General features: G+C 71.6%; 27 protein-coding genes. 20 read left to right on the plus strand and 7 right to left on the minus strand.

Annotation, left to right across the window (positions count from 1 at the left end; all coding sequences use genetic code 11):
• Positions 1-62 precede the first annotated feature (62 nt).
• Both P3T29_RS07595 and ppk2 read left to right on the plus strand, forming a co-directional pair.
• Entirely contained in the window at positions 63-569 is a 507-nt protein-coding gene (locus tag P3T29_RS07595; protein ID WP_280715533.1) for an N-acetyltransferase, read from the plus strand.
• Between the two features lie 88 nt (positions 570-657).
• Positions 658-1,461: a polyphosphate kinase 2 gene (gene ppk2, locus P3T29_RS07600; protein WP_280715534.1), complete on the plus strand. Its 804-nt coding sequence runs from the start codon at positions 658-660 to the stop codon at positions 1,459-1,461.
• A 131-nt stretch (positions 1,462-1,592) separates the two neighbouring features.
• Here the strand turns inward: ppk2 and P3T29_RS07605 are convergent, their stop codons facing one another.
• Positions 1,593-1,808 (minus strand): hypothetical protein, encoded by a 216-nt coding sequence (locus tag P3T29_RS07605; RefSeq protein ID WP_280715535.1) that lies wholly within the window; start codon positions 1,806-1,808, stop codon positions 1,593-1,595.
• 81 nt (positions 1,809-1,889) lie between these two features.
• Entirely contained in the window at positions 1,890-2,390 is a 501-nt protein-coding gene (locus tag P3T29_RS07610) for a VOC family protein (protein WP_280715536.1), read from the minus strand.
• 177 nt (positions 2,391-2,567) lie between these two features.
• Between P3T29_RS07610 and P3T29_RS07615 the strand changes: the two genes are divergently transcribed.
• The 9 genes from P3T29_RS07615 to P3T29_RS07655 all read left to right on the plus strand — a co-directional run bounded on the left by P3T29_RS07615 (position 2,568) and on the right by P3T29_RS07655 (position 13,318).
• The gene (locus P3T29_RS07615) at positions 2,568-3,926 is read left to right on the plus strand and encodes a replication-associated recombination protein A (RefSeq protein WP_280715537.1); all 1,359 of its coding nucleotides are present in this window, start codon (positions 2,568-2,570) and stop codon (positions 3,924-3,926) included.
• 318 nt (positions 3,927-4,244) lie between these two features.
• A complete protein-coding gene (gene rpsD, locus P3T29_RS07620; RefSeq protein ID WP_280715538.1) occupies positions 4,245-4,859 on the plus strand; it encodes a 30S ribosomal protein S4 in 615 nt (204 codons plus the stop codon).
• 219 nt (positions 4,860-5,078) lie between these two features.
• Positions 5,079-5,555: a DUF948 domain-containing protein gene (locus P3T29_RS07625; RefSeq protein WP_280715539.1), complete on the plus strand. Its 477-nt coding sequence runs from the start codon at positions 5,079-5,081 to the stop codon at positions 5,553-5,555.
• A 2-nt stretch (positions 5,556-5,557) separates the two neighbouring features.
• Positions 5,558-5,980, plus strand: a complete 423-nt coding sequence (locus P3T29_RS07630; protein WP_280715540.1) for a DUF6167 family protein — start codon at positions 5,558-5,560, stop codon at positions 5,978-5,980.
• Entirely contained in the window at positions 5,980-8,649 is a 2,670-nt protein-coding gene (gene alaS, locus P3T29_RS07635) for an alanine--tRNA ligase (protein ID WP_280715541.1), read from the plus strand. Before P3T29_RS07630 ends, alaS begins: the two co-directional genes overlap by 1 nt.
• Entirely contained in the window at positions 8,649-9,131 is a 483-nt protein-coding gene (gene ruvX, locus P3T29_RS07640; protein ID WP_280715542.1) for a Holliday junction resolvase RuvX, read from the plus strand. Before alaS ends, ruvX begins: the two co-directional genes overlap by 1 nt.
• An 84-nt stretch (positions 9,132-9,215) precedes the next feature.
• The gene (mltG, locus tag P3T29_RS07645; RefSeq protein WP_280715543.1) at positions 9,216-10,397 is read left to right on the plus strand and encodes an endolytic transglycosylase MltG; all 1,182 of its coding nucleotides are present in this window, start codon (positions 9,216-9,218) and stop codon (positions 10,395-10,397) included.
• Positions 10,398-10,550: 153 nt separating this feature from the next.
• Complete coding sequence (gene mltG / locus P3T29_RS07650; RefSeq protein WP_280715544.1) at positions 10,551-12,464, plus strand: endolytic transglycosylase MltG; 1,914 nt, start codon at positions 10,551-10,553, stop codon at positions 12,462-12,464.
• Positions 12,465-12,484: 20 nt separating this feature from the next.
• Positions 12,485-13,318, plus strand: coding sequence for a shikimate dehydrogenase (locus P3T29_RS07655; RefSeq protein WP_280715545.1), 834 nt, complete (start codon positions 12,485-12,487; stop codon positions 13,316-13,318).
• 197 nt (positions 13,319-13,515) lie between these two features.
• Here P3T29_RS07655 and P3T29_RS07660 read toward each other — a convergent pair whose 3' ends face one another.
• The 3 genes from P3T29_RS07660 to P3T29_RS07670 are packed head-to-tail and all read right to left on the minus strand — an operon-like array spanning position 13,516 to position 17,053.
• The gene (locus P3T29_RS07660) at positions 13,516-15,852 is read right to left on the minus strand and encodes an ABC transporter permease (RefSeq protein WP_280715546.1); all 2,337 of its coding nucleotides are present in this window, start codon (positions 15,850-15,852) and stop codon (positions 13,516-13,518) included.
• Positions 15,849-16,532, minus strand: a complete 684-nt coding sequence (locus tag P3T29_RS07665) for an ABC transporter ATP-binding protein (RefSeq protein WP_280715547.1) — start codon at positions 16,530-16,532, stop codon at positions 15,849-15,851. Before P3T29_RS07665 ends, P3T29_RS07660 begins: the two co-directional genes overlap by 4 nt.
• Positions 16,529-17,053 carry a PadR family transcriptional regulator gene (locus P3T29_RS07670; protein ID WP_280715548.1) on the minus strand — a complete coding sequence of 175 codons (525 nt, stop codon included), beginning with the start codon at positions 17,051-17,053 and terminating at the stop codon, positions 16,529-16,531. Before P3T29_RS07670 ends, P3T29_RS07665 begins: the two co-directional genes overlap by 4 nt.
• Positions 17,054-17,701: 648 nt before the next feature.
• Between P3T29_RS07670 and aroC the strand changes: the two genes are divergently transcribed.
• From aroC to P3T29_RS07700, 6 genes are all read left to right on the plus strand, one after another.
• On the plus strand, positions 17,702-18,886 hold the full coding sequence (aroC, locus tag P3T29_RS07675) for a chorismate synthase (RefSeq protein ID WP_280715549.1): 1,185 nt from the start codon (positions 17,702-17,704) through the stop codon (positions 18,884-18,886).
• Positions 18,883-19,401 carry a shikimate kinase gene (locus P3T29_RS07680; RefSeq protein WP_280715550.1) on the plus strand — a complete coding sequence of 173 codons (519 nt, stop codon included), beginning with the start codon at positions 18,883-18,885 and terminating at the stop codon, positions 19,399-19,401. The genes aroC and P3T29_RS07680 overlap by 4 nt, the downstream gene beginning before the upstream one ends.
• On the plus strand, positions 19,394-20,485 hold the full coding sequence (aroB, locus tag P3T29_RS07685) for a 3-dehydroquinate synthase (RefSeq protein ID WP_280715551.1): 1,092 nt from the start codon (positions 19,394-19,396) through the stop codon (positions 20,483-20,485). Before P3T29_RS07680 ends, aroB begins: the two co-directional genes overlap by 8 nt.
• Entirely contained in the window at positions 20,482-20,922 is a 441-nt protein-coding gene (gene aroQ / locus P3T29_RS07690; RefSeq protein WP_280715552.1) for a type II 3-dehydroquinate dehydratase, read from the plus strand. The genes aroB and aroQ overlap by 4 nt, the downstream gene beginning before the upstream one ends.
• 104 nt (positions 20,923-21,026) lie before the next feature.
• Positions 21,027-21,782: an AAA family ATPase gene (locus tag P3T29_RS07695; RefSeq protein ID WP_348532799.1), complete on the plus strand. Its 756-nt coding sequence runs from the start codon at positions 21,027-21,029 to the stop codon at positions 21,780-21,782.
• 85 nt (positions 21,783-21,867) lie between these two features.
• Positions 21,868-22,677: a DNA-formamidopyrimidine glycosylase family protein gene (locus P3T29_RS07700; RefSeq protein WP_280715553.1), complete on the plus strand. Its 810-nt coding sequence runs from the start codon at positions 21,868-21,870 to the stop codon at positions 22,675-22,677.
• Between the two features lie 19 nt (positions 22,678-22,696).
• Here the strand turns inward: P3T29_RS07700 and P3T29_RS07705 are convergent, their stop codons facing one another.
• Together P3T29_RS07705 and P3T29_RS07710 are read right to left on the minus strand one after the other, a co-directional pair.
• On the minus strand, positions 22,697-23,494 hold the full coding sequence (locus tag P3T29_RS07705) for a G1 family glutamic endopeptidase (protein WP_280715555.1): 798 nt from the start codon (positions 23,492-23,494) through the stop codon (positions 22,697-22,699).
• A gap of 181 nt (positions 23,495-23,675) precedes the next feature.
• A complete protein-coding gene (locus P3T29_RS07710) occupies positions 23,676-24,044 on the minus strand; it encodes a metalloregulator ArsR/SmtB family transcription factor (protein ID WP_280715556.1) in 369 nt (122 codons plus the stop codon).
• Positions 24,045-24,169: 125 nt separating this feature from the next.
• On the opposite strand from P3T29_RS07710, the gene P3T29_RS07715 reads away from it, so the two are divergent.
• From P3T29_RS07715 to nusB, 3 genes are all read left to right on the plus strand, one after another.
• Positions 24,170-25,276, plus strand: a complete 1,107-nt coding sequence (locus P3T29_RS07715; RefSeq protein ID WP_280715557.1) for an aminopeptidase P family protein — start codon at positions 24,170-24,172, stop codon at positions 25,274-25,276.
• Between the two features lie 68 nt (positions 25,277-25,344).
• Positions 25,345-25,908: an elongation factor P gene (efp, locus tag P3T29_RS07720; protein ID WP_280715558.1), complete on the plus strand. Its 564-nt coding sequence runs from the start codon at positions 25,345-25,347 to the stop codon at positions 25,906-25,908.
• A 2-nt stretch (positions 25,909-25,910) separates the two neighbouring features.
• On the plus strand, positions 25,911-26,354 hold the full coding sequence (gene nusB / locus P3T29_RS07725) for a transcription antitermination factor NusB (RefSeq protein WP_280715559.1): 444 nt from the start codon (positions 25,911-25,913) through the stop codon (positions 26,352-26,354).
• Positions 26,355-26,371: the final 17 nt, after the last annotated feature.

Genomic DNA, 26,371 nt, shown 5'->3' on the forward strand with positions numbered 1-26,371 from the left:
AAACGGAGCCTCTCCACCACGGAGCCTGTCCCACAACGGCGTGCGACACAGAAGGACCAACCATGAACGTCTCCACCAGAGCCGAACTCCCCTCGGACGCACCGGCGACCAGACGCGTACACATGGCGGCCTTCCCGGGCCCCGACGAGGCCGACCTGGTGGACGCGCTGCGCCGCGACCCGTCCTGGCTGGCGGGACTCTCCGTGGTCGCCGTGGACGAGCGGCAACTCGTCGTCGGTCACGCGCTGCTGACCCGGCTCCGGGTCGGCGAGGGGCAGGCACTGGCGCTGGCCCCGGTGGCGGTCGCGCCCGAGTGGCAGCGCAAGGGCGTGGGCCGACAGCTGGTACGCGCCGCACTGGCCGCCGCCGAGGACGCGGGGGAGCGGCTGGTGGTGGTGTTCGGAGACCCGGGTTACTACGGCCGTTTCGGCTTCACCCCAGCCTGGGAACACGGCGTCAGCGGGCCCTTCCCCGTCCCGGCCGAGTACTTCCAGGCCCTCCCGCTCCCGGCGTACGACGGCGGCCCGCAGGGGCTCTGCCGCTACCCGGAACCCTTCGGCGCGCTCTGAGGTAGTTGCACAGGGCGCGCGGACCTGCGCGCGGGGCGGATCGGCCTTAGCGTGAGTGGTCATCAGCATCCGGTGGGCGGAGGGCACAGTGGCGGGTCCGGGACGGGTCCCGAAGAAGGCGTACGAGAAGGAGCTGCTCCAGCTGCAGAGTGAGCTGGTCAAGCTGCAGGAGTGGGTGCGCGCCGAGGGCGTGCGGCTGGTGGTGGTCTTCGAGGGCCGGGACGCGGCGGGCAAGGGCGGCGCCATCAAGCGGGTGACGGAGTACCTGAACCCGCGCGTCGCCAGGATCGCCGCGCTCCCCGCGCCGACCGAGCGCCAGCGCGGGCAGTGGTACTTCCAGCGGTACGTGGAGCAGCTGCCCGCCGCCGGGGAGATCGTGCTCTTCGACCGCAGCTGGTACAACCGGGCCGGGGTCGAGAAGGTGATGGGCTTCTGCACCCAGGAGGAGTACTGGCAGTTCCTGCACCAGTGCCCGACCTTCGAACGGATGCTGATCGAGGCCGGCATCGAGCTGCGCAAGTACTGGTTCTCGGTGAGCCTGGACGAGCAGGAGCGGCGCTTCCGCTCCCGGCAGGAGGACCCGATGCGGCGGTGGAAGCTCTCGCCGATGGACGCGGAGTCGCTCAGCCGCTGGGAGGACTACTCCCGTGCCAAGGACGAGATGTTCGTCCACACCGACATTCCCGAGGCGCCGTGGAACGTGGTGGAGAGCGACGACAAGCGCCGTGCCCGGATCAACATGATCGCCCACCTGCTCTCCACCGTCCCCTACCGGGAGATCGACAAGCCGCCGGTCGAACTCCCGGCCCGCCCACCGTCCAAGGGCTATCAGCGACCGCCCCGGGACCTCCAGAAGTACGTGCCGGACCACGCGGCGGGTCTGCGGAGCTAGAGGCCCCGCGTCGGCACGGCCTGGAAACGTGCCGTCGGTGACGGTCACGTTGCCGGCCGGCGTCCGGTTGTTGCCCTCCACCCAGGTGATGGTGGCTTGGGCGCAGAAGGAGAATCCGCTGCCCGTGGCATTCACACCGGTCCCGGCGGGGCCGTCGTGGTTGTCGAGCGTGAGACTCGGCCGCCCTGGGCACCGGCGGCGGGCGTGATGACGGCGAACGCCACCGAGAGCAGGAGCCCGAGGAGCAGTGCCAGGAACGGTTCGGCCCGCCCGGTCGACGTCCTGCTCCGGCCGACCATCTCAGCGCCCCCTTCGTCGGGTCGGGGGTCCAGGCTCTTACCCGCCATGCTCCAGCACCGGTCGGCCGGCCGACAGGGGCAGGTGTCCCATCTTCTGCTCGACAGGGGTACCAGGGGCGAGCGGAGCCGTTACGTCGCCGAGCCGGCCGCCGCGCCCGTGGCCAGGTCCGGGCCCCAGCGCTCGATGGACTCGGCGAGGTCGAGGGGGCCGGGCCGGGCGTCGGAGTCGGCGGCGGGCCAGTCCTCGCGGGGGACGCGCCACATCAGCTCGAACTCGTTGCCGTCGGGGTCCTTGGCGTAGAAGGACTTGGAGACCACGTGGTTGGTGGAGCCGACCAGGGCGCCGAGTCCGGTGAGCTTGCGGCCGAGTTCGGCCAGTTCGCCGAGGGTGCCGACCTCCCAGGCCAGGTGGTAGAGGCCGACCCGGCCCTGCTCGGGACCGGGGGCGTCGGCGCCGATCGCGAACAGGCCGAGGTCGTGGTCGTTGTTGCTGCCGGGTGCGCTCAGGAAGGCGGCGCGGCCGGGGATCAGGTGGTCGACCTGGAAACCGAAGACGTCGGTGTAGAAGGCGACCGAGCGGTCGACGTCGCGGATCCAGAGCACGGCGTGGTTCAGACGGCGGACAGACATGGGCGAGCGCTCCCGGTGGTTCGTCGAGTGGGCGGGTACCAGCGTACGACAGAACAGTTCGAATTTGAACAACTGGCCTGAGGTGGACTGCCTGAGGTGAGACTGCCCGAGGGTGGGACTGCCTGAGGTTGGGACTGCCTGGGCGGGGTTGTCGGTGCGCTCGCATACGCTTCAACCGTGGAACCCGACCTCTTCACCGCCGCAGCCGAGGAACGCCAGGCCAGGGAGCCCGGGCGGGCCCCGCTGGCCGTCCGGATGCGTCCGCGCACCCTGGACGAGGTCGCGGGGCAGCGGCAGCTGCTCAAGGACGGGTCGCCGCTGCGCCGCCTGGTGGCCGGTTCGAGCGGGCCCGCCGCGACCAGCTCGGTGATCCTCTGGGGGCCGCCCGGCACCGGGAAGACCACGCTCGCGCACGTGATCAGCCAGGCCGTCGAGGGCCGGTTCGTCGAGCTCTCCGCGATCACCGCCGGGGTCAAGGAGGTCCGGGCCGTCATCGACGGCGCGCGCCGCGCCGTCGGGATGAGCGGCCGGGAGACCGTGCTCTTCCTGGACGAGATCCACCGCTTCTCCAAGGCCCAGCAGGACTCGCTGCTGCCCGCCGTGGAGAACCGCTGGGTCACGCTGATCGCCGCCACCACCGAGAACCCGTACTTCTCGGTGATCTCCCCGCTGCTCTCCCGCTCGCTGCTGCTCACCCTGGAGTCGCTGACCGACGAGGACGTCCGTACCCTGCTGCGCCGCGCGGTCGCCGACGAGCGCGGTCTCGGGGGCGCGCTGGAGCTCTCGCCGGAGGCCGAGGACCACCTCGTCCGGCTGGCCGGCGGGGATGCCCGCCGGTCGCTGACCACGCTGGAGGCGGCGGCCGGGGCGGCGCTGGAGAAGGGTGAGAGCGTCATCACGCTCGCCACCACCGAGACGGCCGTCAACCAGGCCGCCGTCCGCTACGACAAGGACGGCGACCAGCACTACGACGTCGCCAGTGCCTTGATCAAGTCGATCCGGGGCAGCGATGTGGACGCCACGCTGCACTACCTGGCCCGGATGATCGAGGCGGGCGAGGACCCGCGCTTCATCGCCCGTCGCCTGATGATCTCCGCCAGCGAGGACATCGGCCTCGCCGACCCGACAGCGCTCTCCACCGCCGTCGCGGCGGCCCAGGCGGTGGCGCTGATCGGCTTCCCGGAGGCGCGGATCATCCTGTCGCAGGCCGCCATCGCGCTGGCCCTGGCCCCGAAGTCCAACGCCGCGTACCTCGCGATCGACGCCGCCCTCGCCGATGTCCGGCAGGGCCTGGCGGGCGCCGTCCCGCCGCACCTGCGGGACGGGCACTACGGCGGCGCGGCCAAGCTCGGCCACGGCAAGGGGTACCAGTACCCGCACGACCTGCCGGGCGGCATCGCCGCGCAGCAGTACGCGCCCGACGAGGTGCACGGCAAGGAGTACTACCAGCCGACCAGGCACGGCGGTGAGGCCCGGTACGCCGACATCGTCGACTGGACGAGGGGTCGGCTGAGGGGCCGGGGCGAGGGCGACTGAGCGGCGGGTATACTCGGTCGGAGTGCCCTGTCCCGGGCACGGCAGCGGGTGCGAACCCACTGACCGTCCGCACCAGCGGGACACCGGCCCGAAGTTCCCTCGTGAGTCAGGGAGCTTCCAGGAGCGTTGCGCACCGTTTTCGGTGTCGCGGGCAGTCCACCACCTTCGCGGGCAGTGGGCCGCGCGTGTGCAAGCACATCCGTGCCCGGCTCGGAGAGCGGCTGATCACCCCCTGGGGTGGTTTTTCTCCGGGTCGCGAGGAGCGACCTCCGTCAACACCTGGTGAAGCCGTATTCACACGCAAGAGAGGTTTGGTTCATGGCGAACCAGAAGCGCCCAAAGGTCAAGATTGCCCGTGCCCTGGGCATTCCGCTGACCCCGAAGTCCGTCAAGTACTTCGAGGCGCGCCCGTACCCGCCCGGCCAGCACGGCCGTGGCCGCAAGCAGAACTCTGACTACAAGGTCCGTCTGACCGAGAAGCAGCGTCTGCGCGCCCAGTACGACCTGTCCGAGAAGCAGATGGCTCGCGCCTTCGACCGTGCCAAGAAGGTCGAGGGCAAGACGGGTGAGGCACTCATCGCCGAGCTCGAGACCCGTCTGGACTCCCTGGTTCTGCGTTCGGGCATCGCCCGCACCATCTACCAGGCTCGTCAGATGGTCGTTCACGGCCACATCGAGGTCAACGGTGGCAAGGTCAACAAGCCGTCGTTCCAGCTGAAGCCCGGCTTCGTCGTCACCGTGCGTGAGCGCAGCAAGGCCAAGGTCCCGTTCGAGGTCGCCCGCGAGGGTGGCTACGCCGGCGAGGGCGCGACCCCGAAGTACCTCGAGGTCAACCTCAAGGCCCTGGCGTTCCGCCTGGACCGCACCCCGCTGCGTCGCGAGATCCCCGTGATCTGCGACGAGCAGCTGGTCGTCGAGTACTACTCGCGCTGACCCGCAGCCCAGCACTCCACTGGGCAACCGTTCGAGCCCTCGCAGCCCTCGTGGCTGCGGGGGCTCGTCCCGTTTTCCGCCGAACCGGCGCTCGCCGTCGCTGCCCGCCGTCGGACCGAAGGCCCCGGGCGGTATACCGGTCGGGAAAGCCGACGAGGTCACGGTAGGGTTCCCCTCTGAGGACGTGCTGGGAAGTGGCAAGGCGAGGGAGCGCGCAAGGTGTCCGTGGGAGAGCTGGCCGGCCTGCTGGTGGCCGTGTTCTGGGCGGTCCTGGTCACCCTGCTCGCCGTGGTGCTGGTGCGCCTGTCGCGGGTGCTGAAGGAGGCGACCGTCCTGGTCTCCGCCGTCACCGAGCAGGCTGTGCCGTTGTTGGTGGATGCGGGCGCCGCTGTCCGCAGCGCCAACGAGCAGTTGGAGCGGGTGGACGAGATCACCGCCAACGTGCAGGACGCCGCCGCCAACGCCAACGCGCTCTCCTCCACCGTCGCCGCCACGATCGGCGGCCCGCTGGTCAAGGTCGCGGCCTTCAGCTACGGCGTCCGCAAGGCCGTCAGCAGGCAGCAGGCCGGTCTGACGCTCCCGCAGCAGCCGGGCGAGCGTGAGGAGCTGGCGCGGCTGATCCGGGCCGAGGTCCGGGCGGCCACCGCGCCGCGCGGCGGTCTGGTCGGCCGCGTACGCCGAGCCGTGAGGGGCTGACCATGGTGCGACGCATCTTCTGGATGGCGGTCGGCGCCGGCGCCACCGTCTGGGCCATGAACAAGGCCAACGAGGCCGTCCACCGGCTCACCCCCGACAGCCTGTCCGGTACCGCCGCGCGCGGCGCCCTGCAACTCGGCGACACGGCCAAGCGGTTCGCCGCCGACGTACGCGCCGGGATGGCCGAGCGCGAGGAGCAGCTCCGCGCCGACCTCGGGCTCGACGGGACGGCCGTCGTCGACCCGCAGCCGCGACGAGCGCTGCGCCGCGACGCCGGGTACCGAGCTATCTCGGCGGCACCCGCCCCCTTGGAAATTCAAGTGGGCCCGGCTGTCGCCCTGCCCCCGACGCGTAAAGCTCTTGAACCCACGCCCCGTCAGCTCGACGAGCTGCCCGGCGGCATCCCCAACCGGAAGGACCTGTGATGGAGTCGGCAGAGATTCGCCGCCGCTGGCTGCGCTTCTTCGAGGAGCGCGGGCACACCGTCGTCCCGTCGGCGTCCGTGGTCGCCGACGACCCCACCCTGCTGCTGGTCAACGCGGGCATGGTGCCGTTCAAGCCGTACTTCCTCGGTGAGGTCAAGCCCACCTTCAGCCGCGCGGTGAGCGTGCAGAAGTGCGTGCGGACGCCGGACATCGAAGAGGTCGGCAAGACCACCCGGCACGGCACGTTCTTCCAGATGTGCGGCAACTTCTCCTTCGGGGACTACTTCAAGGAAGGGGCCATCTCCTACGCGTGGGAGCTGCTGACCTCCTCCGTCGAGGCGGGCGGCTACGGCCTCGACCCCGAGAAGCTGTGGATCACCGTCTACCAGGACGACGACGAGGCCGAGAAGATCTGGCGGGACAAGATCGGCGTCCCGGCCGAGCGCATCCAGCGCCTGGGCAAGGCCGACAACTTCTGGTCGATGGGCGTCCCCGGCCCGTGCGGCCCGTGTTCGGAGATCAACTACGACCGCGGCCCCGCCTACGGCGAGGAGGGCGGGCCGGCCGTCAACGGCGAGCGCTACCTGGAGATCTGGAACCTGGTCTTCATGCAGTACGAGCGCGGCGCCGGCGAGGGCAAGGACGACTTCCCGATCCTGGGAGACCTGCCGAACCAGAACATCGACACCGGCCTCGGCCTGGAGCGTCTCGCCTCGATCCTGCAGGGCGTCGACAACCTCTTCGAGATCGACACCACCCGGATGATCCTGGGCCGCGCCGCCGAGCTGACCGGTCACCGCTACGGCGCCGGCCAGAAGTCCGACGTCTCGCTGCGCGTGGTCTCCGACCACATCCGCACCTCGGTGATGCTGGTCGCCGACGGCGTGACCCCGGGCAACGAGGGCCGCGGCTACGTGCTGCGCCGCATCCTGCGCCGCGCCATCCGCAACATGCGCCTGCTCGGCGCCACCGAGCCGGTCGCCCAGTCGCTCACCGACGTGACGATCGAGGCGATGGGCCCGCAGTACCCGGAGCTCTTCGAGGAGCGCAAGCGGATCGAGACCGTCATCGTCGCGGAGGAGGCCTCCTTCCTCCAGACGCTGCGCAGCGGCACCACGATCCTGGACACGGCCGTCGCCGAGACCAAGTCGTCCGGCTCCGCCGTGCTGGCCGGTGACAAGGCCTTCCAGCTGCACGACACCTTCGGGTTCCCGATCGACCTGACCCTGGAGATGGCCGCCGAGCAGGGCCTCTCGGTGGACGAGGACGGCTTCCGCCGCCTCATGAAGGAGCAGCGCGACCGCGCCAAGGCCGACGCCAAGGCCAAGAAGCACGGCCACGCCGACGTCTCCGCCTACCGCGCCGTCGCCGACTCCGCCGGTGCCACCGTCTTCACCGGCTACGCGGACACCTCGGGCGAGGCCACGGTCGTCGGCCTGTTGGTGGACGGTGTGCCGACCCCGGCCGCACACGAGGGCGACGACGTCGAACTGGTGCTGGACCGCACCCCGTTCTACGCCGAGGGCGGTGGCCAGCTGGCCGACCACGGCCGGATCAAGCTCGACACGGGTGCCGTCGTGGAGATCCGCGACGTGCAGCAGCCGGTGCCCGGCGTGATCGTGCACAAGGGCTCGGTGCTGGTCGGCGAGGTCACGGTCGGCTCGGCCGCGTACTCGCAGCTGGACCTGGAGCGCCGCCGCGCGGTCTCCCGCGCCCACAGCGCCACCCACCTGACCCACCAGGCGCTGCGCGACGCCCTCGGCCCCACCGCCGCCCAGGCCGGGTCCGAGAACGCCCCCGGCCGCTTCCGCTTCGACTTCGGCTCCCCGACGGCCGTCCCGGGCTCCGTCCTGGTCGACGTCGAGCAGAAGATCAACGAGGTGCTGGCCCGCGAGCTGGACGTCACCGCCGAGGTGATGACGATGGACCAGGCCCGCAAGGCCGGGGCCATCGCGATGTTCGGCGAGAAGTACGGCGACGCCGTGCGCGTCGTCACCATCGGCGACTTCTCCAAGGAGCTGTGCGGCGGCACGCACGTCGGCAACACCGCCCAGCTGGGCCTGGTGAAGCTGCTCGGCGAGTCCTCGATCGGCGCCGGGGTGCGCCGTGTCGAGGCCCTGGTCGGTGTGGACGCGTACAAGTTCCTGGCCAAGGAGCACACGGTCGTCGCCCAGCTCACCGAGCTGGTCAAGGGCCGTCCGGAGGAGCTGCCGGAGAAGATCTCGGGCATGCTCGCCAAGCTCAAGGACGCCGAGAAGGAGATCGAGCGCTTCCGTGCGGAGAAGGTGCTCGCCGCCGCCGCCGGTCTGGTCTCGGGCGCCGAGGACGTGCACGGTGTCGCCGTGGTCGCCGCCCGCGTGCCGGACGGCACCGGCGCCGACGACCTGCGCAAGCTGGTCCTGGACGTCCGGGCCCGCCTGGGCAGCCGCCCGGCCGTGGTCGCGGTGTTCACCGTGGCGAACGACCGTCCGCTGACGGTGATCGCCACCAACGAGGACGCCCGCGCCCGTGGCATCAAGGCCGGTGAGCTGGTCCGCGTCGCCGCCAAGACCCTCGGCGGCGGCGGTGGCGGCAAGGACGACCTCGCGCAGGGCGGTGGCAGCAACCCCGCCGCCGTGGACGAGGCCGTGGCCGCCGTCCGCGCCCTGGTCGCGGAGCGTTCCGCCTGATGGACGAGCCCGAGGAGAAGGTCTTCCGCCGGGGCCGCCGGATCGCCGTCGACGTCGGTGACGCCCGGATCGGGGTCGCGTCCTGCGACCCCGACGGGATGCTCGCCACGCCGGTGGAGACGGTCCCGGCGGGGGGCCGCTCCCAGGCGCGGATCAAGGCGATCGCGGAGGAGTACGACGCGATCGAGATCGTGGTCGGCCTGCCGCGCTCGATGAGCGGCAAGGAGGGCCCGGCGGCCGTCAAGGTCCGCGAGTACGCGGGCCGGCTGGCCGCGCTGGTCGCGCCGGTGACGGTGCGGCTGGTGGACGAGCGGATGACCACCGTCACGGCGGCCCAGGGGCTGCGCGCCTCCGGCCGCAGCTCGAAGAAGGGCAGGTCGGTGATCGACCAGGCCGCCGCGATCGTGATCCTGCAGAGCGCCCTTGAGACTGAACGGGTGAGTGGCCGCGCGCCCGGCGAGTGCGTCGAGCCGACCGGCTGACCGGTCTGGTCTAGCTTCCCGGTTGGGGGCCCGTGCGGACGCGTCCGCACGGGCCCCCGATCCGTTCCCGCCGGGAGGGCCGCCGTGACCGACCCGTACAGCACGCCGGGACTGACCCCCGGTCACCTCGGCGCACCGGTGGCCGAGCCGGAGGGGCTGCCGCCCGGGGCGCCGTACCGGATCGAGCCGCCCGACCCGCGCAAGCTGCGCACCGGGCTGGCCTGCTGCCTGAGCGTGGTGGCGCTGCTGGCGGTGCTCGGTGGGGCCGCGCTGACGGTGTATCTGCGCTGGCCCGCCGACAAGCAGCCGACCGCCGACTACCCCGGCCCCGGCACGGGCGACGTCCAGGTCTCGGTGGTCCGGGGTGCCACGCTCACCGAGATCGGCCGGGTCCTGCTGAAGGACGGCGTGGTGGCCAGTACCAAGTCGTTCACCGAGGCGGCGGCCACGAGCCCGCTGAGCACGAAGATCCAGCCCGGCACGTACACGCTGCGCCTGCGGATGGCCGCCGCCTCGGCGCTCAACGTGCTGCTCGACCCGGCCAACGCCAACGCGCTCACCATTCCCGAGGGCTGGCGGGCCACGCAGATCTACGCGGCGGTCGACCAGAAGCTGAAGCTGGCGCCGGGCACCACCCGCAACACAGCGCAGCAGCACCAGAGCGAGCTGGGCCTGCCCGACTACACCAACGGCGACGTGGAGGGCTTCCTCTTCCCCGCCACCTACCCGGTCACCGGCGAGACCTCGGCGCTCGGTCTGCTCCAGCAGATGGTCCAGCAATCCGGCAAGGTCTACGGCTCCGAAGGGGTGGACGCGGCGGCGACCGGCTCCGGGCAGAGTCCTTACGGTCTGATCACCATCGCCAGCCTACTGGAGGGTGAGGCGGACAACCAGGACGACATGGCGAAGGTGGCGAGGGTGGTCTACAACCGGCTGGCGAAGGGCATGCCGCTGCAGTTCGACTCCTCGATCAACTACGCGCTCGGGCGCTCCACGCTGACCACGACCACCACCGACACCAAGCTCGACTCCCCGTTCAACACCTACCTGCACGCCGGTCTGCCACCGACCCCGATCGCCAATCCGGGACGGGACGCGATCCGGGCCACGGCCCACCCGGCGGACGGGGACTGGCTGTACTTCGTAACCGTACGACCGGGGGACACCCGCTTCACCGACAGCCTCGACCAGCAGCAGAAGAACGTCGCGGAGTTCAACGCCTACCAGGCTCAGCAGCGGTCCTCACCCAGCGCCAGCACCCATTGACGCCGAGTGGGCTAGGCCGGCGGCCTGGCTGCGGTACGGTAACGTCTCCCTCCGGGCGTTGCGATAGCACGCCGGTTCGAGACGTTTTTCGGGACGCGGTCCCGGACGGCCGGTCAGACCTCACGGCCGTCTCCCGTCGGCTTAAGGGGATCGATGACTGATCTGGGTGGGGGCTACGGCCCCCAGGGCTCACGGCCATGGACCCCAGGCGACCCCGGGTACGCCGGCGCGCCGGACGAGGCCGCGCAGCAACCGGATCCCTGGCAGCAGCAGAACCAGCAACACCCGCAGCAGGGCCAGTACGTGCAGAATCCGTACGCCCAGCAGCAGCAACAGCAGGCCGCCTGGCCGCAGCAGCAGGGTTTCCCCCAGCAGCAGCAGGGCCAGCAACACCCGCAGCAGGGCCAGTACGTGCAGAACCCGTACGCCCAGCAGCAGCAACAGCAGCAGGCCGCTTGGCCTCAGCAGCAGCAGAACCAGCAGCAGCAGGGTTTCCCCCAGCAGCAGATTCCGCAGCAACAGCAGCCGCAGCAGCAGGGCCAGTACGTGCAGAACCCGTACGCCCAGCAGCAGCAACAGCAGCAGGCCGCCTGGCCTCAGCAGCAGCAGAACCAGCAGCAGCAGGGCTTTCCCCAGCAGCAGATTCCGCAGCAACAGCAGCCGCAGGCCCCCCGCAACCCCGGCATGCCGATGCGTCCGCAGCCGGCCGCCCAGCAGGCACCGCCACCCGCGCCCGCGCGCCCTGCGGGTCCGGGACCGGACGGGATCGACTGGGAGGCCGAGGCCGCCGCGCTGGACAGCCCCCGGGTCGAGCCCGAGCCCGAGGCCTGGGCGGAGGCGGAGCACGCCGAGCAGCACGTCGACGGCTACCCGGAGGAGTACACCGAGGCCGACGAGTACGCGGAGGGCGAGCCCGAGCGAGAGTCGTTCTTCGGCGCGGACGAGCAGGACACCTCGCGCGAGGCCGAGCGCAAGCGCAAGGAGAAGGGCAAGGCGTCGGGCCGCCGCAACCGTGGCGCGTGCCTGGGTGTCGCCCTGCTTCTGATGGGTGGTGTGACGGGGGCCGGCTATTGGGGTTACGGCTTCTACCAGCAGCACTTCGGGCCGCCGCCGGACTACAAGGGCGACGGCACCGGGTCGGTGTCGGTCGAGATCAAGGCCGGTCCGGGCGAGCAGATGGGCGCCACGCTCCAGGCCTCGGACGTGGTCAAGAGCGTCAAGGCTTTCGTGGACGCGTTCAGCAACAACCCGAAGGCCAACTCCATCCAGCCCGGTTCCTACACCTTGCACCACCAGATGTCGGCCGTTGCCGCCGTCCAGGAGCTGGTCGACTCCAACGGCGGCAACGCCCTGGTGATCCCCGAGGGCAAGAAGGCCGTCGACATCTACACGATGATCGACAACAAGCTGAAGCTCCAGAAGGGCGCCACGGCCGCCGCCGCCGCGTCCCAGCTCGGCACCCTCGGCCTCCCCGACTACGCCCAGGGCAACCTGGAGGGCTTCCTCTTCCCCGCGCGCTACTCGGTCACCGACGGCATGAAGCCCGAGGCCATGCTCAAGCAGATGGTCGCGATGGCCGTGCAGCACTACCAGCAGCTGAACCTGGACGGCGGCGCGAAGAGCATCGGGCTGGCCAACGGCTACCAGGTCATCATCGAGGCCAGCATCCTGCAGGCCGAGGGCAACAACGACACTGACTTCGGCAAGATCGCCCGGGTCCTCTCCAACCGCCTGAACACCCAGGCGACCCAGGGCAAGCTGCAGTTGGACACCACGCTCCAGTACAAGCTGGGCCGCACCAACTTCACCAAGGCGGAGAAGGACGGTGACAAGAGCCCGTACAACACGTACTACAGCAAGGGCCTGCCGCCGACCCCGATCTCCAACCCGGGTGACGCGGCGATCCAGGCCGTGCTGAACCCGACGCCGGGTGACTGGGTCTACTTCGTGGCCGTCTCGCCGACGGACACCCGCTTCGAGAAGACCTTCGACGATTTCAAGAACGACGTGAAGGCCTACTGCACCGCGCACAACCAGGGCTTCGACCCGTCCGGCATGTGCAAGTAGTCACCACGGAGGGGATCACCGTGACATCGCAGTACCGGGCCGCCGTTCTCGGCTCGCCGATCGCGCACTCGCTCTCCCCGGCCCTGCACCGGGCCGGGTACGCGGCGCTCGGTATGGCGGGCGAGTGGCGGTACGACCGCTTCGAGGTGGATGAGGCGGCGCTGCCCGGCTTCGTCGAGGGGCTCGACCCGGCCGAGTGGGCCGGGCTGTCGCTGACCATGCCGTTGAAGCGGGCGATCCTGCCGCTGCTGGACGAGGTCAGCGCGACGGCGCTCTCGGTGGACGCGGTCAACACCGTGGTGATCGGCCCGGACGGCAGCCGCCGGGGCGACAACACGGACATCCCCGGCCTGGTCAACGCGCTGCACGAGCGCGGTATCGAACGGGTCGACTCGGCTGCCGTGCTGGGGGCGGGCGCCACCGCCTCCTCCGCGCTGGCGGCGCTCGCCCAGGTCTGCACCGGCGAGGTGACGGCGTACGTACGCAGCCCCGAGCGGGCCGCCGAGATGCGGGCGCTCGGCGAGCGCCTGGGGCTGACGGTCCGTACGGCGGCCTGGGAGCGGGCGGCGGAGGCGCTGGCGACGCCGCTGACCATCTCCACCACCCCGGCCGGCGCCACCGACGGCTTCGCCGCCGCCGTGCCGGCCGCGCCCGGCGCGCTGTTCGACGTGCTGTACCACCCGTGGCCGACCAAGCTGGTCGCAGCCTGCGCGGAGCGCGGGGCGACCGTGCTCGGGGGGCTGGACCTGTTGGTCCATCAGGCGGTGCTCCAGTTCGAGCAGTTCACCGGCGTACGGCCGGGGCCGCTGGCGGCGATGCGGGCGGCAGGCGAGGCCGCGCTCGCCGACGGCTGACCGGGGCAGGCCCTGAGTAGCCGTAGTTGCAGGAGCCCCGTCACCCCAAGGTGGCGGGGCTCCTGCATGTCCGGATCCAGCGCAGTACCAGTGACTTAAGGCAGTTTGGTGTTCTCGGTGGGCAGGTTGCGTGGGGTCGTCTGGTGGTGCGGTGCGATGGCGACTCGCACCACGCCGTCGACCGACCCAGGAGGGCGCTACTCGTACCGCAGGCTGTCCGGGCGCATGATCCTGAGCAGCACCGGCAGGCTGAGCAGGGTCACCAGCAGCACCGCGAGCCCGCCCAGTCCGGCCATGGCCGCGATGCCGCCCAGGTCGAAGCCGATCGGCAGTGCGCTCAGATGCAGCAGGATCCCGCCGAGGGCCAGCCCGGTGCCGACCGCCAGCAGCAGGCCCAGGGCCACCGGCAGCGCGCTCTGCCACAGCACGGACAGGAGGAGGGTACGCCTGCGTGCTCCGACGGCGTACAGCACGGCCAGGGCCTGCTTGCGCTCCCGCAGTTGCTCCAGCTGACCGATCAGCAGGCTCAGGCCGATGATCAGCAGGGTCACCGCCGCTCCGGCGACCAGCGCGTGCGTCACCGAGACGAAGACGTGGTCGTACTGCGTCCGGTCGCTGAACACCGTCTGCGCGGTGAGTGAAACCTGCCCGACGTCGGTGAGCAGTTGGTCGTCGGCGTCCGCCGTGCCCGGAGCCATGGCGACGAAGAGCACGGCGTCCTGGACCCGCAGCACCGGGGGCGGGACGGCTCCGGGGGTGGCGAGCAGCATGCCGGCGCCCATCGTCAGCGGGTCGGTCCCACCGCTCAGGTGGACCGTGGCGGTCGGGACGGGCAGCCGCCAGGTCGGCGCGGGGGCACCGTAGCCGCCGAGTCCGGCGGTGACGGTCGTGCCGCCCTTGAGCAGCGCGATGGCGTTGTAGGTTGCGCCGAGCGCGAGAAAGGAGTCACCGTCGGTGCAGCTGGGCAGCGTCGCGAAGGTCCGCAGGGTGGCGCAGTCGGCGACGCGCACGGAGGAGACCTGGTCCTGGTCGCTGGTGCTGGTGACGTAGAAGTCACTGAACCCGGCCACCGTTCGCACCCCCGGGCTGCTGCGGACCGCCGCCGCGTACTGGGTGGCTCGGTCCGCCGCGCCCGCGAACCTGACGGACTGGAACTGCGGCGCCGTCCGGGGCGCCCCCGGGCTCCCGGGCGCGGCGGCTGCCGCCCGGGGCGCCGGGTCGTAGCTCGCGGCGACCCCGGCGAACAGGGTCTGCAGGGCGATGGCCCCGGCGACGGCCACCACGATGCCGCTGACCGCACCTGCGGCCGATCCGGTGCCGAGCTGCAGGCGGCGGACGGCCAGTTGCCAGGACAGGCCGCCGCCGGGTGCACGCCGGGTGGCGGCCTCGACCAGCCAGGGCAGCAGCACCGCGACTCCGGCGAGCAGCAGCACAACGCCGACCACGGTCAGGGCCATGCCCTGGGAGTACTGGATGCCGGAGGTGGTCCGCAGCGCCGTGGCCAGGACGGCCGCGCCGATCAGCGGCAGCAGCAGCCGCCACCACAGCCGGCGACGGCGAGCACCGCCGCGGCGCACCACGCCGAGCGGGTCGATCGCGACCCGGCGCATCGCCAGCAGGGTCGCGGCCACCGACAGCAGCGGGATGACGACCACGATCAGAGCCGCGATGGCCGGCTGCGGATTGACGTCCTGGGCGTAGAAACTGAGGCCCTCGATGCTGACGTACTCCATCAGCTGACGCCCGATCAGGAAGAAGACCAGCCCCAGCAGCAGGCCCAGGGAGCCGCCCGCCAGGGACTCCCCGGCGGCGATCCGCGCGGTCATCCGCCGGTCCGCCCCGGCCAGCCGCAGCGCGGCCAGCCGCCGGTCGCGCTGCTCGCCGCCGAAGCGGGCGGCCGCGCCGAGGAAGACCCCGACCGGCGCGAGCATCACCACGAAACCGACCAGGCTGAGCAGGAACAGCAGCGGGTTCATCGGTTTGCCCGGGAAGTACTCGCCGTAGTAGTCGATCCTGTCGGCGCCGGTGGCCAGGGACAGCTGGTCGCTGCCGAGCACGAAGGACAACTGCGCGGGGCCGAGCAGCCCGGACGGGGCGATGGTGCCCGAGACCGGGTAGGGCAGGCGCTCGCGCAGCAGCGCGCCGTCCGGCTGCTTCAGCAGCTCCGCGAGCGCCGGGGAGACGGCCATCTGTCCCGGCGCGGGATAGCGGGAGACTCCCGGCGGCAGTGGGGCGTCCGGGCCGTCCGGCTGCACAACCCGGCCGCGCATCTGCTCGCCTTTGAAGGTGCTGGAGGCGTCCGCGATGAGCACGCTGCGGCTGCTCGGTCGCATCGTGGCCGAGCCGTGGAAGATGTCGTTCTGCACGTAGGTGCGGGCGTTGCGGTGCTGTTCCATGCCCGGAACGGACGCGGTGAGCAGCAGCATGGCCACGCCGATGCCGACGGCGACGGCGCTGAGCAGCAGCCGGATCCGGGTGTCCCGGCCGCCGGTGACGGCCAGGCGGGCACCGAAGGCGTACTGGGCGAGCTTCATATCGCCGCCGTCAGATCGCGGGTGCGCCCGTCGCGGACGACGACCTCGCGGTCGGCGTAGGCGGCGACCCGGGACTCGTGGGTGACCAGCACCACGGCAGTGCCGCTGTCGCGGGCCGCGCCGGCGAGCAGTCGCATCACCCGCTCGCCGTTCAGGGAGTCCAGTGCGCCGGTGGGTTCGTCCGCGAAGACCACCTTGGGCTGGGTGACCAGCGCGCGGGCCACGCCGACGCGTTGGCCCTGGCCGCCGGAGATCTCGCCGGGGCGCTTGGCCGCGAGGTCGGCGACATCGGTGCGCTCCAGCCACTCGGCGGCCCGTTCCTCGGCCGGCCTGCGCCGCATTCCGTTGAGTCGCAGCGGCAGGGCGACGTTCTCCAGGCAGCTGAGCTCCGGCACCAGTTGGCCGAACTGGAACAGGAAGCCGAAGTCGCTCCGGCGCAGCGCGCTGAGCCGGCTGTCGGCGGAGGTGGTGAGCTCCAGCCCCTGGTAGTCGATGCTGCCCTGCTCGGGGCGCAGGATCCCGGCCAGGCAGTGCAGCAGCGTGGACTTGCCGGAGCCGGAAGGGCCCATCACGGCGACCAGTTCACCGGCCGTGATCGAGAGCGATGCCCCGGACAGGGCCGGGGTCGACCCGAAGGACTTGTGGATCCCCTCGGCCTTGAGCAGGGTGTCGGCGGTCATCGGCGCACCGCCACGGCGAGCTCGTCGAGGCGGGCGGAGGTGAGCTCCAGCCACCGCAGGTCGGCTTCGAGGTGGAACAGGGCGTGGTCGCAGACGAGCTGGTCGGCCAGGTCCCCGTCGAGCTTGCGCCGGGTCAGCTCGCGCATCAGGCGCAGGTGTTCGCCGCGCTGGGTGTCCAGGATGTCGGCGGCGGCCCGGCCGGTGAGCAGCGCGAGCACGACCTTGGTGTACAGGGTGCTCTGCAGGTAGGGCTCGGGGCTCTCGGGGCGGGCCAGCCACGCGCCGACATCGGTGACGCCCGCCTCGGTGATGGAGTAGCGCTTGCGCTCGGGGCCGTCCCCGGCCTCGACGGCGTCCACCTCGACCAGGCCGTTCTTCAGCAGCCGGGAGAGCGTGGCGTAGACCTGCCCGTAGTGCAGGGGGCGGTCGTGACCGAAGCGCTCGTCGTAGACGCGTTTGATGTCGTAGCCGTGGCTGGGGTGGTCCTCCAGCAGGCCGAGCAAGGTGTGACCGAGTGACATGACAGTGACTATACACGGCATGTATACGTGACATGTATAGCCGCCCGGTCCGACGCCGCCCTCCATGTGCCGGTCGGCCCTGGTCCGATCCAGCCGAACGGGATCGTCTCCGTCGTGCCGCGCTTTGCCAACGCCGGCCCGTACATCGCGCCGCCCGCCAGCTCCCGGTAGTTCAGGATCGGATCGCCGAGCTCGACGAGCACCATCGCGCAGTCCAGACACCAGGGCCGGGCCTGTGGCGCGGTCAGCGCCGTCGGGTTCGGAGTCGGAGCAGGGGGCCCAGCGCCAGGATGAGGGCGAGGGCCTGGACCGGTGGATCGGTGGATGCTCGGGTCCGGTCGATCGAGGAGATCGCCGGAGTTGACAGAGACGGGCATCAGGCAGATCACCCGGATATCGGGCCGGGCGGTGGTGCGACAGGCCGACGGATCCGTCGAATGCCGTAGTGGGCTGCGCCGACCGGGTGGAGCGCGGCCGTGAACAGTCGTTGTCCGCGACCCGGACCGTGCGACCGGCCGGGCGCCGGGCATGAAAAGATCGGGGCAGAGCGTGGGACCCGGGCAGCCGGGGCCCGTCGCACGAACGCTTGGGTACGACACGCCTGGCCGGCTCGCAGCCGCGCGCCGGGCCGCTGACGAAGGAGCTCCGTTGGGTACGTTGCGCTGGCTGACGGCGGGGGAGTCGCACGGCCCCGCACTGGTCGCGACGCTGGAGGGCCTGCCGGCCGGTGTGCCGGTGACCACCGCGATGGTCGCCGACGCGCTCGCCCGTCGGCGGCTCGGTTACGGCCGTGGCGCCCGGATGAAGTTCGAGCAGGACGAGGTCACCTTCCTGGGTGGCGTCCGGCACGGCCTCACCATGGGCAGCCCGGTCGCCGTGATGGTCGGCAACACCGAGTGGCCCAAGTGGGAGCAGGTCATGTCGGCCGATCCGGTCGACCCGGAGATCCTGGCGAGCCTGGCCCGGAACGAGCCGCTCACCCGCCCGCGCCCCGGCCACGCCGACCTCGCGGGCATGCAGAAGTACTCGATCGACGAGGCCCGCCCGATCCTGGAGCGCGCCAGCGCCCGCGAGACGGCCGCCCGCGTCGCGCTCGGCGCCGTCGCCCGCTCGTACCTGAAGGAGACCTGCGGCATCGAGCTGGTCTCGCACGTGGTCGAGCTGGCCGCCGCCAAGGCCCCGGCCGGCGTGCTGCCGTTGCCCTCGGACGAGGCCCGCCTCGACGAGGACCCGGTGCGCTGCCTGGACGCCGACGCCTCCAAGCGGATGGTCGCCGAGATCGACCAGGCCCACAAGGACGGCGACACCCTCGGCGGCGTCGTCGAGGTGCTCGCGTACGGGCTGCCGCCGGGCCTCGGCTCGCACGTGCACTGGGACCGCCGCCTGGACGCCCGGCTCGCCGCCGCGCTGATGGGCATTCAGGCGATCAAGGGCGTCGAGGTCGGCGACGGCTTCGACCTGGCCCGGATCCCCGGCTCGCAGGCGCACGACGAGATCATCCCGACCCCCGAGGGCGTCAAGCGCACCTCCGGCCGCTCCGGCGGCACCGAGGGCGGTCTCTCGACCGGCGAGCTGCTGCGCGTCCGGGCCGCCATGAAGCCGATCGCGACCGTCCCGCGCGCCCTCCAGACCCTGGACGTGCGTACGGGTGAGCCCGCCAAGGCGCACCACCAGCGCTCCGACGTCTGCGCCGTCCCGGCGGCCGGGATCGTCGCCGAGGCGATGGTCGCGCTGGTGCTGGCCGACGCGGTGAACGAGAAGTTCGGCGGCGACAACGTCTCCGAGACCCGCCGCAACGTGCAGGGGTACCTCGACAACCTGATCGTCCGGTGACCGCGCCCGTCCTGGTGCTGGTCGGCCCGCCCGGGGCCGGCAAGTCCACCGTCGGGCGGCTGCTCGCCGAGCGGCTCGGGGTCGGCTTCCGCGACACCGACGCCGACATCGAGCTGCTCGCGGGCAAGCCGATCCCCGAGATCTTCATCGACGAGGGCGAGCCGCACTTCCGCGAACTGGAGAAGCGTGCCGTCCGCGAGGCCGCCGGGACACACGACGGCGTCCTGGCGCTCGGGGGCGGGGCCGTGCTGGCCCAGGACACCCGTACGCTGTTGGCGGGCCTCAAGGTGGTCTACCTGGAGGTCGCGCTCGGCGACGCCGTGAAGCGGGTCGGCCTGGACGCGCCGCGCCCGCTGCTCGCGGTCAACCCGCGCGCCGCCTGGCGGGAGCTGATGGAGGCCCGGCGCCCCCTCTACCTGGAGGTGGCCACGGCCGTGATCGACACCGAGGGGCGGACGCCGGAGCAGGTCGCCGACGCCGCACTCGAAGCACTGGAGCTGAAGACCCATGACTGACACCACCGTCACCATCCACGTCGGTGGCAGTGCCGGCCACGACCCGTACGACGTGCTGATCGGCCGTCAACTGCTCGGCGAGCTGGGCAAGTTGATCGGCAACCAGGCCCGCCGGGTCGCGATCATCCACCCGGAGGCCCTGGAGGCCACCGGCGAGGCGATCCGCGAGGACCTGGCCGCCGAGGGCTACGAGGCGATCCTGCTGCAGGTGCCGAACGCCGAGGAGGCCAAGAGCGCCGAGGTCGCCGCGTACTGCTGGTCGGTGCTCGGGCAGACCGGCTTCACCCGCAGCGACGTGATCGTGGGCCTGGGCGGCGGCGCGACCACCGACCTGGCCGGCTTCGTCGCGGCCACCTGGCTGCGCGGGGTGCGCTGGGTCTCGATGCCCACCACGCTGCTCGGCATGGTCGACGCGGCGGTCGGCGGCAAGACCGGCATCAACATCGCCGAGGGCAAGAACATGGTCGGCGCGTTCCACCCGCCGGTCGGCGTGCTCGCCGACCTGGCGACGCTGGACACCGTGCCCAAGCACGACTATGTCTCCGGCCTCGCCGAGGTCATCAAGTGCGGCTTCATCGCCGACCCGGTGATCCTCGACCTGATCGAGGCCGACCCGGAGGGCGCCAAGACCCCCGCCGGGCAGCACACCGTCGAGCTGATCCGGCGCGCGATCCAGGTCAAGGCCGACGTGGTCTCCGGCGACCTCAAGGAGGCCGGGCGCCGCGAGATCCTCAACTACGGCCACACCCTGGCGCACGCCATCGAGCGCAACGAGCGCTACAAGTGGCGGCACGGCGCGGCGGTCTCGGTCGGCATGGTCTTCGCCGCTGAACTCGGCCGCCTGGCCGGGCGGTTGGACGACGAGACGGCCGACCGCCACCGCACTGTGCTGGCCTCGGTCGGCCTGCCGCTGAGCTACCGCGCGGACGCCTGGCCGAAGCTGCTGGACGCCATGAAGATCGACAAGAAGTCGCGCGGCGACCTGCTGCGCTTCATCGTCCTGGACGGTCTCGGCAAGACCTCCGTCCTGGAGGGCCCGGACCCGTCGCTGCTGGCCGGCGCGTACGCGGAGGTCTCGTCATGACCCGGGTGGTCGTGCTGAACGGCCCGAACCTCGGCCGCCTCGGCAGCCGGGAGCCGGACGTCTACGGCGCGACCTCGTACGCCGGGCTGGTCGAACGCTGCACCACGCTCGGCAAGGAGTTCGGCTTCGAGGTCGAGGTCCGGGAGACCAACTCCGAGCAGGAGATGGTCGAATGGCTGCACCAGGCGGCCGACGACCGGACACCCGTGGTGATCAACCCGGGCGCGTTCACGCACTACTCGTACGCGATGCGCGACGCGGCGGCGCAGCGGACCGCTCCGCTGATCGAGGTGCACATCTCCAACCCGTACGCCCGCGAGGAGTTCCGGCACAACTCGGTCATCGCGGCCGTCGCCTCGGGCACCATCGCGGGCTTCGGTCTCGGCTCGTACGAGCTGGCGCTGCGGGCCATCGCGGAGCAGCTCACGACCCGTTGACGCTTGATCAAGCCTGATCAGAGGCCCGGTGGCGGACTGTCCCCGCCACCGGGCCGACGTGTAATGTCCCGGTCGGGGCTCGTCCGGACCCGTCGGGAGGTGCAGTGACGCAGTACGCAGGGGGAGGGCAGGTGCCGCCGCGACCGCTCGGGCCACCTCCGGGACACCCCGGTCGGCTCACCGGCGCGCACCAGGTGTACCCGCCGCCGCCCGGCGTACGCCCCGCCGCCCCGCCCATCGCCACCGGGCACTTCCCACTGCCGACCGGCGTGCCGGTGCAGCTGCCCGCGCACCCGGCCACGACCGTCCCCCTCGCCGTGCTGCTGATCGGCCCGGCGGGCGCGGGCAAGACCACCGTCGCCCGGCACTGGGCCGAGCGCCGCCCGACGGCGACGGCGCACATCAGCCTGGACGACGTCCGCGAGTGGGTGCAGGCCGGTTTCGCCAACCCGCAGTCGGGCTGGAACAACGCCTCCGAGGCCCAGTACCGGCTGGCCCGCCGCACCTGCGGCTTCGCCTGCCGCAACTACCTGGCCAACGGGATCTCCTGCATCATCGACGACGCGGTCTTCCCCGACCGCCCGGCGGTCGGCCTCGGCGGCTGGAAGCGGCACATCGGCCCGGGCATGATCCCCGTCATCCTGCTGCCCGGCCTCGACTCCGTGCTGGCCCGCAACGCCAGACGCGGCGGGAACCGTCGCCTCGCGGACGAGGAGGTCGCCCGCATCCACGGCCGGATGGCCGGCTGGTACAACTCCGGCCTGCCGATCATCGACAACTCCCAGCTGGACGTCCCCGCGACGGCCGCCGCCCTCGACCAGGTGATCACCGCCAGGCTGGCCGGTCGTCCCGTGCACTGAGTGGTTCAGTCTCAGGCGCAGGGCTGTCAGGGCCGGCTGCGATGATGGACGGGTCGCATCGAACTCTCCCGGGGAGCTGCCGCCCGTGCCCGAAGGTCACATCATCCACCGCCTGGCCGCCGAGAACCACCGGTCCTTCGGCGAGCGGCCCGCGCGGGTCTCCAGCCCGCAGGGGCGGTTCGCCGAAGGTGCGGCGCTGATCGACGGGCAGGTGCTCGCCGACGCGGAGGCGCACGGCAAGCACCTCTTCCTCGGCTTCGAGGACGAGTCCTGGCTGCACATCCACCTCGGCCTCTACGGCGGCTTCACCTTCGGCAGCGGCCCGGCGCCCGCGCCGGTCGGCATGGTCCGGCTGCGTCTGGAGAACGACGACGCCTACGCCGACCTGCGCGGGCCCACCACCTGCGAGCTGCTCACCCCGGCGGAGAAGGCGGCGGTGCACGCCCGGCTCGGCCCGGACCCGCTGCGCCCCGACGCCGACCCGGCCGCCGCCTGGCAGCGGATATCGCGCAGTGGCAGCACCATCGCCGCGCTGCTGATGGACCAGAAGGTGCTGGCGGGCGTCGGCAACGTCTACCGCGCGGAGGTGCTGTTCCGCCTCGGGATCGCCCCGCACCGGGCCGGGCGCGACGTGACCCGGGCGGAGTGGGACGCGATCTGGGCCGACCTGGTCGCCCTGATGCGAGACGGCGTCGGCGCGGGCCGGATCGACACCGTCCGCCCCGAGCACACCCCCGAGGCGATGGGCCGCCCACCCCGGGTGGACGACCACGGCGGCGAGGTCTACGTCTACCGCCGCGCCGCCATGCCCTGCCTGGTCTGCGGCGCCGACGTGCGCACCGAGACGCACGTCGCCCGCAACCTCTTCTGGTGCCCGGGCTGCCAGCAGCGCTGACGCCGCTGGTGACGGCCCGTCAGCTGTGCTTCCAGGTCACCGAGAAGGCGTTGCCGCCGGTGAGGGCGGAGGTGGTGGCCAGCGTGGTGCCATGGGAGAGCATGGTGATGTTCTCGGGGGAGAAGTGGCCGATCGGCCGGCCGTTGGCAGTGGCGTCGGTGAACGAGACCGTGTCGAAGTCGGCCAGCGGCAACGGCCCGAGGAAGTCGGACGGCGCCTCGGCGATCACCTCCGCCGAGGCGAGCTTCGCGCCGCGCAGGGTCCTGCTGACGGAGTGGGTCCAGCCCTGCGTGATGTCCGAGAGCTTGAGGGTGAACGAGCCGCTGCCGTTGGTGGTGACGCTCGCCGTGAAGTGGTCACCGGCCCGGACCGGCTCGCGGTAGCTGACCGGGTAGGCCGGGTACATCTCGTACCAGGAGTAGTAGACGGGTGAGCCACTTGAGCAGTCGGCCTCGCTGCCGGTCTGCTCCACCGAGCGGCTGCCGTCGCCGTCGAGCCCGACCCAGAAGCTCGACCACCGGTCGGTGGACGTGCAGATGACGGTCGGTTGGATCCAGCTGGCGCTGACGGCGGTGAACTTCGCACCGGTCGCGGCGTAGCCCGACCAGTTGCTGCTGGTGCCGTGCATCACCCCGCCGTGCGGGCCGGCGGGAGCCGAGTGCGGGGCGTCCGTTTCGGGCTCGGAGGGAGCGATGGGTGCCCGGGTGAGGGCCGGGGCCGGAGCGGGGGCCGGGTCGGCGAGCGCGGGGGTCGCACTGCCGAGGAGCGCGGCCAGGGCGGCAGAGGCGACGAGGGTGCGGTGACGTGCTGGGGACATGGCTGCTCTCGGGCTGGAAGGGGGTGCGGCCCGCCGAGTTGTTGGCGTGCCGACAATGTGGGCAACAGGGCATACCCGAACCGTGTGACGAATAGTCAAATGGTCGGGTAATCACCCGAATGTCCTGGATCTTCCTGGCTGCCCGGGGTTCAGCTGAGCGCGGCAACGCCTGAGCCGAGGCTCAGCTCGGCTCGCGGTACCCCAGCACCCCGTGGGCCAGCACCTCGGCGATCGACGGGTCGACCAGGCGGTAGCGGACCACCCGGCCGTCGCGGTCACCGGCGACCAGGGAGGCGGCCCGGAGCAGCCGCAGGGCCTGGGAGACGGCGGGGTCGCGCATGCCGGTGGCCACCGCGAGGTCCGAGACGGCGAGCGGGCCGGCCTCGTGCAGGGCGAGCAGGATGGCGAGCCGGCCGGGGTCGGCGAGCAGGGCGAAGCGTTCGGCCCAGGCGCGGACGTGTTCGGGGTCACCGATGGCCGCGATCGCCTCGCAGACCCGGTGCCCGTCGATGGTCCGGTGGTCTGCGCGGTCGGCGGGGACGAGATGCATACCCGGCATTGTGGCAGCCGGCGCCGACCCGGTCGGTCTTACCCGCCGCATCCCGGCCCGCCGGGCGCGCCACCAACGGACCGGCTCGACGGGCGGGCCGCCGGGGCCGTCCGTAGGCTCGGGACATGGCTGATGCGTACGCGGTCCGGCGTGAGCGCCTGAGGGAACACTGCAGTGCGTCGGGGGCCGATGCGGCGCTGATCACCCGCGCCGCGAACGTCCGCTATCTCACCGGCTGCGCCCCCTGCGGGGCGACGTTGCTGCTGACCCGTGAGCGCGCCCTGCTGGCGCTGCCGGACGACCTGCCGCCGGACGACACCGGTGAGCACCTGCTCGGCGAGGATCTCACGCAGCTCCTCGTACCGGGCGAGGCCGACACCGCGCCCGCCGCCGCCGAGGCCGCCGCCCGGCTGCGGGTACGGGACCTGGCGGTCGAGGAGCACGATCTGACCGTCGCCCGCCACCGCGTGGTCGCCGGACTGGCCGAGGGCATCCGGCTGCGCGACCTCGGGCAGACGGTCGAACAGTTGCGGGTGGTCAAGGACGAGCACGAGATCGCCGACCTGCGGATAGCGGCCGAGATCGCCGACCAGGCGCTCGGCGAGCTGCTGGAATCCATCCTGGTGGGCCGGACCGAACGGCATCTGGCGATGGAGCTGGAGCGGCGGATGATCGACCACGGCGCCGACCGCGCGGCCTTCCCGGTCTCCGTCGGCACCGGCACCCACTCCGGCCAGGAGGCTCACCAGCCGACCGATCGCCGGGTCGAGGAGGGCGATTTTCTGACCGTCGTACTCGGCGCCCGTTATCGGGGTTACGGGGTCTCCACCGCGCGTACGTTCGTGATCGGAGCGGCCCCGGCCCCCTGGCAGGTCGAGCTGCACCGGCTGGTTTTCCGGGCCCAGCGGGCCGCCCGGGAGGCGCTCGGGCCCGGTGTGGTGCAGCAGGTGCCCGACCAGGCGGCCCGCGAGATCCTGCAGGCGGCGGGGTACTCCGAGACCTCTCCGCACCCCGTCGGGCACGGCATTGGGCTGGAGATCCGGGAGGCGCCGCGTCTCGGGCCCTCGGACATGGGTAAACTGGACAATCGCGTGCCGGTCACCGTCGGCCCAGGGGTACACATCCCGGGCAAGGGCGGGGTCCGGATCGAGGACACGCTCGTGGTACGTCCCCTCGAAGAGGGCGGGCCCGAGCTGCTCACCATCACGACCAAGGAGCTCCTCGCCCTGTAGCCCCGCTGACGCGGGGTCAGGCCGCACCCCTTGGTTCCTTGACAGCTATATCAGGAGTAAGTGCGCCCGTGGCTTCCACGAACGATCTCAAGAACGGCATGGTCCTCAAGCTCGACGGTGGCAAGCTGTGGTCCGTCGTCGAGTTCCAGCACGTCAAGCCCGGCAAGGGCCCGGCCTTCGTGCGTACGAAGCTCAAGGAGGTCCTGACCGGTAAGGTCGTCGACAAGACCTTCAACGCCGGTACCAAGGTCGAGACCGCCTCCGTCGACAAGCGTGGGATGCAGTTCTCCTACAAGGACGGCGAGCAGTTCGTGTTCATGGACACGGACACCTACGACCAGATCATGGTCGGCCCCGAGGTCGTCGGCGACGCCGCCAAGTACCTGCTGGAGGGCTTCGAGGCCCTGGTCGCGATGTACGAGGGCGCCGCCATCTACATCGAGCTCCCCGCCTCCGTCGAGCTGGTCATCTCGCACACCGAGCCCGGTGTCCAGGGCGACCGCTCCACCGGCGGTTCCAAGCCGGCCACCCTGGAGACCGGCGCCGAGATCGGCGTGCCGCTCTTCATCGTCACCGGTGAGAAGATCAAGGTCGACACCCGCGACGGCAGCTACCTCGGGCGGGTTAAGTAAAAGTGTCGGCTGCACGTAGCAAGGCCCGTACGCGGGCCTTCCAAATCCTCTTCGAGGCCGACCATCGCGGTGTCGACCCGCAGCGTGTGCTCGCTGACTGGGTGGGCCGCGCGCGCGACCCGAAGCCGGACGAGGGTACGCCGCAGGTCGGCGAGTACACCATGCAGCTGATCGAGGGGTACGTCCAGTACGCCCGTCGCATCGACGAGCTGATCTCCACGTACGCCGTGGGCTGGACGCTCGACCGGATGCCGATCGTGGACCGCAACGTCCTGCGGCTCGGCGCCTACGAGCTGCTCTGGGAGGACGGCGTCCCGGACGCGGTCGTCCTGGACGAGGCCGTCGAGATCGCCAAGGAGTACTCCACGGACGACTCCCCGGCGTTCGTCAACGGTCTGCTCGCGCGGTTCCTGGAGCTCAAGCCCTCCATCCGCCGGGCCGAGTAGTAGCGTCGCTTTTCGTT

The organism is Kitasatospora sp. MAP5-34, from assembly GCF_029894335.1.
Lineage (GTDB): Bacteria > Actinomycetota > Actinomycetes > Streptomycetales > Streptomycetaceae > Kitasatospora.

Excerpts from the sequence above, each read along its gene's own strand:
- P3T29_RS07595 (WP_280715533.1), top strand. The coding sequence starts at position 63 with ATGAACGTCTCCACCAGAGCCGAACTCCCCTCGGACGCACCGGCGACC.
- P3T29_RS07605 (WP_280715535.1), bottom strand. The coding sequence starts at position 1,808 with ATGGCGGGTAAGAGCCTGGACCCCCGACCCGACGAAGGGGGCGCTGAG.
- P3T29_RS07610 (WP_280715536.1), bottom strand. The coding sequence starts at position 2,390 with ATGTCTGTCCGCCGTCTGAACCACGCCGTGCTCTGGATCCGCGACGTC.
- rpsD (WP_280715538.1), top strand. The coding sequence starts at position 4,245 with ATGGCGAACCAGAAGCGCCCAAAGGTCAAGATTGCCCGTGCCCTGGGC.
- P3T29_RS07630 (WP_280715540.1), top strand. The coding sequence starts at position 5,558 with ATGGTGCGACGCATCTTCTGGATGGCGGTCGGCGCCGGCGCCACCGTC.
- alaS (WP_280715541.1), top strand. The coding sequence starts at position 5,980 with ATGGAGTCGGCAGAGATTCGCCGCCGCTGGCTGCGCTTCTTCGAGGAG.
- ruvX (WP_280715542.1), top strand. The coding sequence starts at position 8,649 with ATGGACGAGCCCGAGGAGAAGGTCTTCCGCCGGGGCCGCCGGATCGCC.
- mltG (WP_280715544.1), top strand. The coding sequence starts at position 10,551 with ATGACTGATCTGGGTGGGGGCTACGGCCCCCAGGGCTCACGGCCATGG.
- P3T29_RS07660 (WP_280715546.1), bottom strand. The coding sequence starts at position 15,852 with ATGAAGCTCGCCCAGTACGCCTTCGGTGCCCGCCTGGCCGTCACCGGC.
- P3T29_RS07665 (WP_280715547.1), bottom strand. The coding sequence starts at position 16,532 with ATGACCGCCGACACCCTGCTCAAGGCCGAGGGGATCCACAAGTCCTTC.
- P3T29_RS07670 (WP_280715548.1), bottom strand. The coding sequence starts at position 17,053 with ATGTCACTCGGTCACACCTTGCTCGGCCTGCTGGAGGACCACCCCAGC.
- aroB (WP_280715551.1), top strand. The coding sequence starts at position 19,394 with ATGACTGACACCACCGTCACCATCCACGTCGGTGGCAGTGCCGGCCAC.
- aroQ (WP_280715552.1), top strand. The coding sequence starts at position 20,482 with ATGACCCGGGTGGTCGTGCTGAACGGCCCGAACCTCGGCCGCCTCGGC.
- P3T29_RS07705 (WP_280715555.1), bottom strand. The coding sequence starts at position 23,494 with ATGTCCCCAGCACGTCACCGCACCCTCGTCGCCTCTGCCGCCCTGGCC.
- P3T29_RS07710 (WP_280715556.1), bottom strand. The coding sequence starts at position 24,044 with ATGCATCTCGTCCCCGCCGACCGCGCAGACCACCGGACCATCGACGGG.
- P3T29_RS07715 (WP_280715557.1), top strand. The coding sequence starts at position 24,170 with ATGGCTGATGCGTACGCGGTCCGGCGTGAGCGCCTGAGGGAACACTGC.